This window comes from Methyloglobulus sp., assembly GCF_046714055.1.
Classification (GTDB): Bacteria; Pseudomonadota; Gammaproteobacteria; order Methylococcales; family Methylomonadaceae; genus Methyloglobulus.
This window is the reverse complement of record NZ_JBKKBJ010000204.1, coordinates 1-11,301: the sequence shown is the minus strand read 5'-3', so window position 1 is coordinate 11,301 and position 11,301 is coordinate 1. Positions and strand designations below refer to the sequence as shown.

General features: G+C 46.4%; 16 protein-coding genes and 1 tRNA gene. 3 read left to right on the top strand and 14 right to left on the bottom strand.

Annotated features, from left to right (window positions below):
• Position 1 precedes the first annotated feature (1 nt).
• Genes rpmC through rpsL form a run of 14 tightly spaced genes read right to left on the bottom strand, consistent with a single transcriptional unit; the run spans position 2 to position 8,916 of the window.
• The gene (gene rpmC / locus ACLQ6D_RS12255; RefSeq protein ID WP_411727571.1) at positions 2–193 is read right to left on the bottom strand and encodes a 50S ribosomal protein L29; all 192 of its coding nucleotides are present in this window, start codon (positions 191–193) and stop codon (positions 2–4) included.
• Positions 193–606, bottom strand: a complete 414-nt coding sequence (gene rplP, locus ACLQ6D_RS12250) for a 50S ribosomal protein L16 (protein ID WP_411727570.1) — start codon at positions 604–606, stop codon at positions 193–195. The genes rpmC and rplP overlap by 1 nt, the downstream gene beginning before the upstream one ends.
• Before the next feature lie 23 nt (positions 607–629).
• Positions 630–1,304, bottom strand: coding sequence for a 30S ribosomal protein S3 (gene rpsC / locus ACLQ6D_RS12245; RefSeq protein WP_411727569.1), 675 nt, complete (start codon positions 1,302–1,304; stop codon positions 630–632).
• Between the two features lie 9 nt (positions 1,305–1,313).
• Positions 1,314–1,649, bottom strand: coding sequence for a 50S ribosomal protein L22 (rplV, locus tag ACLQ6D_RS12240; RefSeq protein ID WP_411727568.1), 336 nt, complete (start codon positions 1,647–1,649; stop codon positions 1,314–1,316).
• Between the two features lie 11 nt (positions 1,650–1,660).
• Complete coding sequence (rpsS, locus tag ACLQ6D_RS12235) at positions 1,661–1,933, bottom strand: 30S ribosomal protein S19 (RefSeq protein ID WP_411727567.1); 273 nt, start codon at positions 1,931–1,933, stop codon at positions 1,661–1,663.
• A gap of 19 nt (positions 1,934–1,952) precedes the next feature.
• Positions 1,953–2,774, bottom strand: coding sequence for a 50S ribosomal protein L2 (gene rplB / locus ACLQ6D_RS12230; RefSeq protein WP_411727566.1), 822 nt, complete (start codon positions 2,772–2,774; stop codon positions 1,953–1,955).
• 37 nt (positions 2,775–2,811) lie between these two features.
• Positions 2,812–3,105, bottom strand: coding sequence for a 50S ribosomal protein L23 (gene rplW / locus ACLQ6D_RS12225; protein ID WP_411727565.1), 294 nt, complete (start codon positions 3,103–3,105; stop codon positions 2,812–2,814).
• A complete protein-coding gene (gene rplD / locus ACLQ6D_RS12220) occupies positions 3,102–3,719 on the bottom strand; it encodes a 50S ribosomal protein L4 (protein WP_411727564.1) in 618 nt (205 codons plus the stop codon). The genes rplW and rplD overlap by 4 nt, the downstream gene beginning before the upstream one ends.
• A 3-nt stretch (positions 3,720–3,722) precedes the next feature.
• The gene (rplC, locus tag ACLQ6D_RS12215) at positions 3,723–4,373 is read right to left on the bottom strand and encodes a 50S ribosomal protein L3 (RefSeq protein ID WP_411727563.1); all 651 of its coding nucleotides are present in this window, start codon (positions 4,371–4,373) and stop codon (positions 3,723–3,725) included.
• Between the two features lie 20 nt (positions 4,374–4,393).
• Entirely contained in the window at positions 4,394–4,705 is a 312-nt protein-coding gene (rpsJ, locus tag ACLQ6D_RS12210; RefSeq protein WP_023494757.1) for a 30S ribosomal protein S10, read from the bottom strand.
• 5 nt (positions 4,706–4,710) lie between these two features.
• Positions 4,711–5,901 (bottom strand): elongation factor Tu, encoded by a 1,191-nt coding sequence (gene tuf / locus ACLQ6D_RS12205; RefSeq protein WP_411727562.1) that lies wholly within the window; start codon positions 5,899–5,901, stop codon positions 4,711–4,713.
• A 28-nt stretch (positions 5,902–5,929) separates the two neighbouring features.
• Positions 5,930–8,026: an elongation factor G gene (fusA, locus tag ACLQ6D_RS12200; protein WP_411727561.1), complete on the bottom strand. Its 2,097-nt coding sequence runs from the start codon at positions 8,024–8,026 to the stop codon at positions 5,930–5,932.
• Positions 8,027–8,053: 27 nt separating this feature from the next.
• Complete coding sequence (gene rpsG / locus ACLQ6D_RS12195) at positions 8,054–8,524, bottom strand: 30S ribosomal protein S7 (protein WP_411727560.1); 471 nt, start codon at positions 8,522–8,524, stop codon at positions 8,054–8,056.
• A gap of 14 nt (positions 8,525–8,538) precedes the next feature.
• Positions 8,539–8,916, bottom strand: a complete 378-nt coding sequence (rpsL, locus tag ACLQ6D_RS12190; RefSeq protein ID WP_349019358.1) for a 30S ribosomal protein S12 — start codon at positions 8,914–8,916, stop codon at positions 8,539–8,541.
• 591 nt (positions 8,917–9,507) lie between these two features.
• On the opposite strand from rpsL, the gene ACLQ6D_RS12185 reads away from it, so the two are divergent.
• The 3 genes from ACLQ6D_RS12185 (at position 9,508) to ACLQ6D_RS12175 (ending at position 10,989) form a co-directional block, all read left to right on the top strand.
• Positions 9,508–9,583: transfer RNA gene (locus ACLQ6D_RS12185), tRNA-Phe, on the top strand.
• 165 nt (positions 9,584–9,748) lie between these two features.
• On the top strand, positions 9,749–10,054 hold the full coding sequence (locus ACLQ6D_RS12180; protein ID WP_411727559.1) for an Arm DNA-binding domain-containing protein: 306 nt from the start codon (positions 9,749–9,751) through the stop codon (positions 10,052–10,054).
• A 101-nt stretch (positions 10,055–10,155) separates the two neighbouring features.
• A complete protein-coding gene (locus tag ACLQ6D_RS12175) occupies positions 10,156–10,989 on the top strand; it encodes a tyrosine-type recombinase/integrase (protein ID WP_411727572.1) in 834 nt (277 codons plus the stop codon).
• The last annotated feature ends 312 nt before the right edge of the window (positions 10,990–11,301 follow it).

The following is an 11,301-nucleotide window of genomic DNA, read 5'->3' as shown; positions in this document are numbered from 1 at the left end:
GTTATACGCCTGCCTTTTCATTCAATACGGTTTGTAGACGCGCTATATCACGTCTGACCCTTTTTATTTCGGTAGGTTTTGACAGCTGGCCTGTACTCTTTTGCATTCTTAGATTAAATCGTTCACGAGATAACTCGAGCAATAAAGTTCCCAAGTCGTCTTTTGATTTTTGCCGTAATTCACTTACTTTCATCACATTATCGTCCGAGCGGTAAACAGGGTTTTTAAGGGTAATTTCGCTGCCGCTAAAGTAAAGGCTTCGCGCGCCAGTTCTTCGCTGACACCCTGGATTTCATACAACATAGTCCCAGGTCTTACTTGGGCAACCCAGTATTCTACACTACCTTTACCTTTTCCCATACGAACTTCTAAAGGTTTTTTAGTGATTGGCTTATCAGGGAAAATTCGTATCCAAATCTTGCCACCACGTTTGACGTGTCTGGTAATCGTCCTACGGGCAGATTCGATTTGTCGGGCAGTCAACCTACCTCGACTGATTGACTTTAATCCATACTCGCCAAAACTGACAGACGAGCCACGGACGGCAGTGCCGTTATTTCTACCTTTATGCTGTTTACGGAATTTTGTTCTTTTTGGTTGAAGCATTACTCTGTCCCTTTACTTATTACTTATTTCTTAGAATCAGGATTATTGGCAGTAGTATTATGCATATCCATATCAAATACTTCGCCTTTAAATATCCATACTTTTATACCGATGATTCCATAAGTCGTATTCGCTTCAGCAGTTGCATAATCAATATTAGCCCTTAGGGTATGCAAAGGCACCCGGCCTTCCCTATACCATTCGCTACGTGCAATTTCAGCTCCATTTAAGCGGCCACCAACATTGATTTTTATTCCCTCTGCCCCGAGGCGCATCGTATTGGTAACCGCGCGCTTCATCGCCCTACGGTACATAATCCGTTTTTCGAGCTGTTGCGCCACGCCTTCCGCCACTAATTGCGCATCAAGCTCCGGCTTCCTAATCTCTTCAACATTGATCTGCACAGGAACGCCTATCATTTTTGCTATTTCCTGTCTCAACACGTCAATATCTTCACCTTTTTTCCCGATAACAATTCCAGGTCTGGCGGTATGAATAGTAATGTGCGCGTTGTTTGCAGGGCGGTTAATCTGAATGCGGCTAACCGATGCATTCGCTAGCCTTGCCTTTAGAAATTGCCTGACTTCCAGATCCTGATTAAGAAACAGGGGATAATTATGGCTGTTTGCATACCATCTTGAGTTCCAATCCTTTACTATGCCAAGACGAATGCCAATTGGATGTACTTTTTGTCCCATTTTCTGCCCCTACTCGTTTTCCGAGACTTTAACTGTAATGTGGCAGGTTCTTTTAAGGATATGATTTGCACGTCCCTTAGCTCTTGCCTTAAATCTTTTCATGGTCGCCGCTTCATTGACAAATACGGTAGACACTCTTAACTCATCAATGTCTGCGCTATCGTTGTGTTCCGCATTCGCTATTGCAGACTCAAGAATCTTTTTAATGATCGCAGCGCCTTTTTTTGAGCTGAATTTCAATGTATTCAGTGCTTGATCAACAGGCATCCCACGTATCAAATCCCCGACCAGACGCGCTTTTTGGGCAGATAAAGGTGCATTACTTAATTTCGCCGAAACTTCCATTACACAACAACCTATTTAGATTTTTTATCAGCCACATGACCCCTATAGGTCCGAGTCGGCGCAAACTCACCCAACTTGTGCCCTACCATATTTTCAGATACGAGAACGGGTATATGCAAACGTCCGTTATGGACAGCTATCGTTAATCCCAACATATCAGGAATGATCATCGACCTTCTGGACCATGTCTTAATCGGCTTGCGATTATTTGTACTAACCGCATCTTCCACTTTCTTTTGAAGGTGGTGATCTATGAATGGACCTTTTTTAATTGACCGTGGCACGGTAATACCTCACTTAACCTTATTTTCTACGCCTGATAATCATGTTATCAGTCCGCTTGTTTTTTCTTGTCTTATAGCCTTTAGTCGGCATACCCCAAGGTGAAACTGGATGCCTACCGCCTGATGTCCTGCCTTCACCGCCACCATGTGGGTGATCAACAGGGTTCATTACAACCCCACGGACTGTCGGCCTAACGCCTCTCCACCGGGTTGCCCCAGCTTTTCCGTAAGAGGCCAAATTATGTTCCGAATTCGAAACTTCACCAATCACCGCACGGCAATCAGCCAAAACCTTCCTCATTTCACCGGAACGTAACCTTATCGTTGCATGGGCTCCATCCCTAGCCACCAACTGTGCCGATGTGCCAGCACTGCGGGCTAACTGCGCACCTTTGCCTGGCCTTAATTCCACACAATGGACTACGGTACCCATAGGCACATTACGCAATGGCATACAGTTGCCTGGTTTTACGGGGACAGTTTCAGATGAAACAAGCTCTTGACCTACTTCAAGGCATTTAGGCGCAATGATGTAGCGACGCTCACCATCTTTAAACAGGATAAGGGCGATATTTGCAGTCCTGTTTGGGTCGTATTCAAGACGCTCAACGACCGCAGGTATATCCGTTTTATTCCGTTTAAAGTCGATAATGCGATAGTGCTGTTTATGCCCACCCCCCACATGTCGAGTCGTTATCCGACCTTGGTTATTCCGGCCACCGCTCTTACTGAGCTTACTCAGCAAGGGAGCGTAAGGCTTACCTTTATGGAGACCTTCGCTCTTGATACGCACAACGAAGCGCGAACCTGGCGATGTCGGTTTTGACTTTACAATAGCCATTTTTGTACTGTTCCCTATTGTCTCTTTATCTTATAAACTATGGAGTTGCAAAACTAATGTCATGACCGGGCTTGAGCTTGACGTAGGCTTTTTTCCAATCTGAACGCTGACCCAATGTCTTCCCGAAGCGTTTTTTCTTGCCCTTGACATTCAATACGTTAACCGAATCAACTTCGACTTTAAACATGGCTTCAACAGCCTTTTTGACTTGAATCTTTGTCGCCTGTTTTTTTACCCTGAAGACGAACCGATTATCTTTTTCGGCCGCAATGGTACTTTTTTCTGAGATGATCGGCGCATCCAAGACATCTATCAACTGGTAATTGCTCATGCTAAACGCTCCTCTAATCTTTTTATCGCGGCAGAGGTTGCAATGATTTTATCGGCAGCCACCAACAACACCGGGCTTAAATTTTCTGCCTCAATAACCTCAACATTTGGGATATTCCTAGATGCGAGGGCAAGGTTGGCGTCAACCTTATCAACAATAATCAAAACACGTCTTGCATCAATAATCTTCAGCTTTTCGCTGAATTCTTTTGTCTTTGGAGTGGCAGGAACGATAGCGTCACTAATCACCAACCTGCCTTGTCTGAGCAATTCAGACAAAATTGACCGGATACCGACGCGGAACATTTTCTTATTCAGCTTCTGCTCGTAATTTCTGGGCCTAGCCGCAAATGCAACACCACCGGTGCGCCAGATTGGGCCTCGGGTTGTGCCTGCCCGCGCACGGCCTGTGCCTTTTTGTTTCCAAGGCTTTGCCCCACCGCCGCTTACGTCAGAACGTGTCTTCTGTGCTTTGGTGCCCGCCCGTGCTCCGGCCAGATACCGGGTAACTAATTGGTGAATCAATGTCTCGTTATAAGTTTGTCCAAAAACAGACTCAAGCACATCTACGTTGTTGGAATTATTTCCATTTAAAGCTGGTATCTGCAAACCCATGACTTAACCTTTATTTCGCATTTTTGTTGCGGGTATAACGATTACATCACCGCCTTTAGCGCCAGGCACTGCACCTTTAACTAGAATTAAATTCCGTTCAGTATCAATGGAATGGATCGTCAGGTTTTGGATAGTCCTTTTTTTATCACCCAGATGGCCTGCCATCTTTTTTCCTTTGAATACCCGACCCGGTGTCTGGTTCATACCGATAGAACCTAGCACCCTGTGCGAAAGTGAGTTCCCATGTGTCGCATCCTGCATGTGGAAATGATGACGCTTGATGCCGCCAGCAAATCCTTTACCAATACTCCGTCCTTGCACATCCACCACTTGGCCTGCCGAGAAAAGACTAACAGGCAATTCAGAACCCACGGCAAGATCCGATCCTTCGCCTTCATCTAGCCTGAATTCCCATAGCCCTCTTCCAGCTGTCATATTGGCCTTGGCATAGTGACCAGCCATCGCCTTGTTAACGTGCGATGACTTTTTGTCTCCTACCGCGACCTGGATTGAACGGTAACCATCAATTTCAAAACTTTTGATCTGGGCAATTCTATTGGAATCAACCTGCAATACAGTAACGGGTACGGAAGTGCCGTCTTCTCCAAATATCCTGGTCATACCGCATTTTCGACCCACAAGACCTATTGACATCTGCCACAACCTCTATTCTTCTAATTCAACTTTATCTGGACATCAACACCGGCGGCAAGATCCAATTTCATCAAAGCATCGACTGTTTTGTCAGTCGGCTCAACGATATCAAGCAACCTTTTGTATGTCCTTAGTTCATATTGATCTCTCGCATCCTTATTGACATGCGGAGAAATCAAAATCGTAAAGCGCTCTTTTTTAGTAGGCAAGGGAATAGGGCCTTTAACCTGGGCACCTGTTCTCCTTGCTGTTTCTACTATCTCTCCAGCCGATTGATCAATCAATTTATGGTCAAAAGATTTCAACCGGATTCTGATAGTTTGATTGGTCATATTAATTACTCGATGATAGATGCAACAACGCCAGCGCCGACTGTACGTCCGCCTTCACGAATAGCGAAGCGTAAGCCATCTTCCATAGCAATGGGTGATATCAATTTCACTTTAACGGAAATGTTATCTCCAGGCATTACCATTTCTACGCCTTCTGGAAGATCGACCGCTCCGGTAACATCTGTCGTCCTAAAATAAAACTGCGGACGATAGCCGTTAAAGAAAGGCGTATGACGACCACCTTCTTCTTTCGACAACACGTAAATTTCAGCATTGAAAAGAGCATGTGGTTTGATGGTGCCTTTGTGCGCCAATACTTGCCCACGCTCAACATCATCGCGCTTTGTGCCTCTCAACAGCAGACCAACATTATCACCAGCTTGACCTTGATCAAGCAACTTACGGAACATTTCAACGCCAGTTACCGTAGTTGTTACGGTAGGTCTAATGCCGACAATCTCAACTTCTTGACCGACTTTGATAATACCCCTCTCGATACGTCCTGTAACCACGGTACCACGACCGGAGATTGAGAACACATCTTCAATAGGCATCAGGAAAGCGCCATCAACGGCCCTTTCCGGCAATGGGATATAACTGTCTAAAGCCTCTACCAGCTTGACTACAGATGGCACACCCAACTCACTGGTATCACCTTCAAGGGCTTTCAAGGCGGAACCGACGATAATAGGGGTGTCATCGCCTGGAAATTCATACTTATCCAGCAGTTCCCTGAGCTCCATCTCAACCAACTCGATCAGTTCAGCATCATCAACCATGTCCGCCTTGTTAAGGAAGACGACGATATAAGGAACGCCCACCTGTCTTGACAACAGGATATGTTCCCTGGTTTGGGGCATTGGGCCATCGGCTGCGGAACAGACCAGGATCGCCCCATCCATCTGTGCAGCTCCAGTAATCATGTTCTTTACATAGTCGGCGTGTCCTGGACAGTCAACGTGGGCGTAATGACGTTTTGCCGATTCATATTCGACGTGCGAAGTCGCAATCGTAATACCACGCGCACGTTCTTCAGGCGCATTATCAATTTGATCGAACGCCTTAACCTCGCCACCTTGCAACTCGGCCATTACTTTGGTTAATGCTGCGGTCAGCGTTGTCTTTCCGTGGTCAACGTGTCCGATTGTGCCAACGTTAACGTGGGGCTTACTACGTGAAAATTTTTCTTTGGCCATGACTCAATACCTTAATGTTACATTCAAATTATGATGATTTTTTAATAATTGCTTCTGCAATAGATGCAGGCACCTCATTGTACTTCTCAAACTGCATACTGTAAGTAGCTCGCCCTTGTGTTGCCGAACGCAAATCAGTTGCATAACCGAACATTTCCGCTAGCGGCACTTCGCAACTAATCGTTTTCCCCGATGGCGTGTCTTCCATGCCTTGTATCAGCCCACGACGTCGATTGACATCGCCGACCACATCACCCATATAATCTTCAGGGGTGACTATTTCCACCTTCATAATGGGTTCGAGCAGAACCGGATTCGCTTTTCTTGCACCTTCCCTGAAACACATGGAACCTGCAATCTTGAAAGCCATCTCGCTCGAATCAACATCATGATACGAACCATCAAATAAGGAAACTTTTACATCTAAAACGGGATAACCTGCCAAGACACCGCTTTTTAGCTGTTCTTGAATCCCTTTATCCACTGCCGGTATATATTCTTTAGGGACAACCCCGCCGACAATTTCATTTACAAACTCGTAGCCAGAACCACCCCCTTTGGGTTCCAACCGCAACCAGACGTGACCATACTGTCCCCGGCCACCGGATTGCCTAATAAATTTTCCTTCTTGTTCAACCGTAGCGCGGATTGTCTCCCTGTAAGCCACCTGCGGTGCGCCCACACTGGCATCCACGCTAAACTCCCTTTTCATCCGGTCAACAATAATCTCAAGATGGAGTTCCCCCATCCCCGAAATAATTATTTGCCCCGACTCTTCATCCGTATGAACCCTAAACGAAGGGTCTTCCTGTGCCAGCTTGCCTAAAGCTATGCCCATTTTTTCCTGGTCTGCCTTGGTTTTCGGCTCGACTGCAACCGAAATTACAGGATCAGGGAACTCCATACGCTCAAGGACTATGATGTGATTTGGGTCGCATAGCGTATCCCCTGTTGTCACATCTTTTAACCCTATCGCTGCCGCTATATCTCCGGCACAAACAACTTTTACTTCTTCCCGGCTATTGGCGTGCATCTGCACGATACGCCTAATGTGTTCTCTTTTCTTCTTTACGGGGTTATATACAGCATCCCCGGAATTCAACACCCCGGAGTACACCCTAAAAAAAGTTAACGTCCCGACATACAGATCCGTGACTATCTTGAACGCCAAGGATGAGAAAGGACGGTCATCCGATGCCGGACGCTCCGCTTCCGTCACCCCGTCATCCAGCAAGCCTTTAATAGCCTTAATATCTACCGGCGAAGGCAGGTACTCAATAACAGCATCCAGCATGGCTTGGACACCCTTATTCCTAAAAGCCGATCCGCAAAAAGCCGGTACTAGCTGATTGGCTATCGTCTGCTGCCGAATACCCCGCTTTATTTCTTCATTGGTCAAAACACCTTCTTCAAGGTATTTACCCATCAATTCTTCATTAGCATCCGCTGCTGCCTCTATCATATGCTCACGCCACTCCGTGCAAGCTGCAAGCATATCTGCAGGAATATCCTTTTCCTTAAATGTCATTCCCATATTGGCTTCATCCCAAAATATGGCTTTCATCTTAACCAGATCAACCACGCCTTCAAAATGCTCCTCAGCACCTATAGGCAACTGCATAGGAACGGCCTTACTTCCCAGCCTTGATCCGATCTGCTTAATCACTCGCAGGAAGTCAGCTCCTGAACGATCCATTTTATTGACAAATGCCAATCGCGGGACATGATACTTATTGGCTTGCCGCCAAACCGTCTCAGACTGCGGCTCAACCCCGCCCACAGCACAAAATATCGCACAGGCCCCATCAAGAACCCTTAAAGAACGCTCTACTTCAATGGTAAAATCAACGTGCCCTGGCGTATCAATAATGTTGATACGATGCTGCGGAAACTGCTTTTCCATGCCGCTCCAAAAACAGGTTGTCGCAGCCGAAGTAATCGTAATCCCTCTTTCTTGCTCTTGCTCCATCCAATCCATGGTTGCCGCACCATCGTGAACCTCGCCTATCTTGTGAGACACACCCGTATAGTACAGCACTCTTTCCGTGGTTGTGGTCTTGCCCGCATCAATATGAGCCATAATCCCGATATTGCGGTAACACTCTATTGGAGTTTTTCTGGCCACCACCAAAACCTGATTTTTTTCTATTTTCTACCAACGGTAGTGGGAGAATGCCTTATTAGCCTCCGCCATTCTATGAGTATCTTCGCGCTTCTTAGCGGCAGAACCCCTACTTTCAAAAGCATCCATCAATTCACCCGCCAGCTTGGATGACATAGTCCTTTCATTCCGTTTACGGGAAGCATCTATCAACCAGCGCATCGCCAAAGCCATACGCCTGGAAGGACGAACTTCAACAGGAACCTGGTAAGTTGCACCGCCGACACGACGGGACTTAACTTCCACTCTCGGCTGGACATTTTCCAATGCTTTTGAGAGAACTTCCAGAGGTTCGTTATGGCCTTTCTTCTCAATCACATCTAAAGCGCCATATACAATTCCTTCTGCGACTGACTTCTTGCCACTTTCCATAATCATGTTCATGAATTTGGTCAGCATAATGCTGCCAAATCTTGGATCTGGAATAATTTCTCTTTTGGTAGCGACTCTTCTTCTAGACATTCTTCACCAACTTATTATTTGCCTTTTGGGCGCTTTGTTCCATATTTAGAACGACCGCACTTCCTGTTATTCACACCCGAAGCATCAAGGCTGCCACGAACAACGTGATACCTCACGCCAGGCAAATCTTTTACACGACCACCCCGGATCAATACTACCGAGTGCTCCTGAAGGTTATGTCCTTCACCGCCAATATAGCTACTCACTTCCGATCCGTTTGTGAGCCTTACTCTGGCTACTTTACGGAGAGCTGAGTTGGGCTTTTTCGGTGTCGTTGTATAGACACGCGTACACACACCCCTACGCTGTGGGCACGCTTCCAATGCAGGGACATTGCTTTTTTCTATTCTTTTAGCGCGCGGCTTACGAACCAATTGGTTGATCGTGGCCATGTTTTTCTTTACTCCGAATACAGTATGTGTCTAATAAACCGCTAATCCCAACAATGTTAACGGACTAAATAGTATTTCGACTTTGCTCAAGCACTTAAGCCCATGTGAGCAGAGCATAATACTTGCTAACAATAATGAGGTCAAGCTGATTTTTCCTGGCTGTTAGGAGTTAATAAAATGTCCAGGTTTGTAGCACATAAACTGTCCGGTTTCAGAGCACCTGAGGATGAGATGGTGCGATGGTGCGCACCATCGGCCTCCAGCGAGCCAAGGTTAAGATTGGCCTGATGAACTTGGTCTACAACATAATGCGCCTGGTGCAGCTAATTAAGCGCGACGCGAAGCCAGGCAACCGAACTTTGAGGGACAACCACAGGGGAGCTGCGCATGTTGGGGCATAACTAAGGGGCACATTCGTTAGTAATGAGGGGGGCGTTGCAAGCAGGACTGGCCTCAATGTGGAAACAATTCAAAAAATTTCAGAACTTTCGCTGCATGGCGGTTTAAATTGCAATTAAATAGAAGTCCCCTAATTATTTCTTATTGACTGTAACGGCATAATCACGTCTAATAGCGCTCTTTTGTATACCCGCCCAGGTAGCTCAGTCGGTAGAGCAGAGGACTGAAAATCCTCGTGTCGACGGTTCGATTCCGCCCCTGGGCACCATGTACAAATACAAACAAGTCCAACGAAGCACATAAAACCCGCATATTGCAAGGCATAGCGGGTTTTTTATTGTCCAACTGGGTGCAGTAAGATGTAATGACATCCGCAATGAATGGGGGTATTTTTCAGGGGTACTTTTAGTTTTTCAAAGTGAGATACCCCCAAATGCTAACAGATACCGCTTGTAAGAACGCACATAGAGGCGACAAGGCCGCTTCAGGTAAGGCGTTCAAGTTGTCCGACGATAAAGGGTTGTACCTTCATGTTAAGCTCGGCGTAAAGGGCTGGTCTAAGTATTGGCGTTTGAAATATCGTGTAGGGGGTACTGAAAAGTTGCTTTCTCTAGGAAAGTACCCCGAAGTGACCCTTGACCAAGCCAGACAGAGGCGCGAGGTAGCGAGAAAGCAACTAGCCGATGGCATTGATCCTGGCGAGAACAAAAAGCTCTTAAAGCGGCTAGAGTGGCACTGACTGAAAACAACCTTGAAGTGATCGCAAGGGAATGAGGTCAGAAACAGGTTGAGACTTGGAGCGACAAAGACAACCGTTCTAAACGGCTTCTAGAGCGCAACATCTTTCCTTGGCTGGGCAGTAGACCAATAACCGATATTTTGCCTAAACACATCCTGGATTGCCTACGACGCATTGAAGAACGCGGTGCAATTGAAACAGCCCACCGGACATTACAGATCTGTAGCCAAGTTTTCCGCTATGCCGTAGCAACAGGTAGGGTTGACCGGGATATTACACCGGATTTACGCGGGGCATTGCCGCCCGTTAAAAGGGAACATTTTGCAGCGATAACCGAGCCGAAAGCGGTTGCAGAACTACTAAGGGAAATCGACAGCTACCAAGGTTCATTTATTGCCCTATGTGCCTTAAAGCTCGCGCCTTTGGTGTTTGTGCGTCCTGGCGAATTACGCGCCGCAGAATGGCAACACATAGGCATTGAGGCTAAAGAATGGCGTTACTTTGTATCAAAAACATCCGTACAACATATTGTTCCGCTATCAACCCAAGCCATTGAGATACTGAAAGAATTGCACCCGCTTACCGGACATGGACGCTATGTGTTCCCGTCTGAACGTACCCCTAGAGGCGATAGGTGTATGTCCGAAAACACCATCAATGCAGCCTTGAAGCGGCTGGGTTACGGAAAGGACATCATGACAGGCCACGGCTTTAGGGCAATGGCTAGGACTATCCTTGATGAAGTGCTGGGTGTAAGGGTTGACTTTATCGAGCATCAACTAGCCCATGCAGTTAGAGACCCAAACGGACGCGCCTACAACCGGACTGCCCACCTGCCAGAACGCCATAAGATGATGCAAACCTGGGCTGATTACCTTGATGGTTTGAAAAACGGCGCGGATGTGATTTCAATTGATTGCAATAAGGCAGGATAAACCAAACAAATTTAGAATTACCTTGCCGAATAGCTTTAATAAGCCATGAGGTGTACTGGCTGAGACTTGATCTGACATCTTAAAAATTTAATCGCAATCAAATCTTACAATCAACTAAATAGTAGCTATCGACCCCTATGTATAGACCCTAACTATGTATAGCTGCAAATTGAGTTGGCTTGAACGCCTTGTTTTATTGATACCCCAGCCAATTTCGAGCTTATTAACTTGACATAGTTTTGCCGGTGTCCTGAAGTGAAAACTCACTCACCTCAGGAGGTTCTAATGAACCCTGCCAACCGCCACATATTG

Coding starts and splice junctions, on each gene's coding strand:
- rplW (WP_411727565.1), bottom strand. CDS start 3,105: ATGAGCAATTACCAGTTGATAGATGTCTTGGATGCGCCGATCATCTCA.
- rpsJ (WP_023494757.1), bottom strand. CDS start 4,705: ATGACCAATCAAACTATCAGAATCCGGTTGAAATCTTTTGACCATAAA.
- tuf (WP_411727562.1), bottom strand. CDS start 5,901: ATGGCCAAAGAAAAATTTTCACGTAGTAAGCCCCACGTTAACGTTGGC.
- rplC (WP_411727563.1), bottom strand. CDS start 4,373: ATGTCAATAGGTCTTGTGGGTCGAAAATGCGGTATGACCAGGATATTT.
- rpsG (WP_411727560.1), bottom strand. CDS start 8,524: ATGTCTAGAAGAAGAGTCGCTACCAAAAGAGAAATTATTCCAGATCCA.
- rplP (WP_411727570.1), bottom strand. CDS start 606: ATGCTTCAACCAAAAAGAACAAAATTCCGTAAACAGCATAAAGGTAGA.
- rpmC (WP_411727571.1), bottom strand. CDS start 193: ATGAAAGTAAGTGAATTACGGCAAAAATCAAAAGACGACTTGGGAACT.
- rplB (WP_411727566.1), bottom strand. CDS start 2,774: ATGGCTATTGTAAAGTCAAAACCGACATCGCCAGGTTCGCGCTTCGTT.
- rpsC (WP_411727569.1), bottom strand. CDS start 1,304: ATGGGACAAAAAGTACATCCAATTGGCATTCGTCTTGGCATAGTAAAG.
- ACLQ6D_RS12180 (WP_411727559.1), top strand. CDS start 9,749: ATGCTAACAGATACCGCTTGTAAGAACGCACATAGAGGCGACAAGGCC.
- rplV (WP_411727568.1), bottom strand. CDS start 1,649: ATGGAAGTTTCGGCGAAATTAAGTAATGCACCTTTATCTGCCCAAAAA.
- rplD (WP_411727564.1), bottom strand. CDS start 3,719: ATGGGTTTGCAGATACCAGCTTTAAATGGAAATAATTCCAACAACGTA.
- rpsL (WP_349019358.1), bottom strand. CDS start 8,916: ATGGCCACGATCAACCAATTGGTTCGTAAGCCGCGCGCTAAAAGAATA.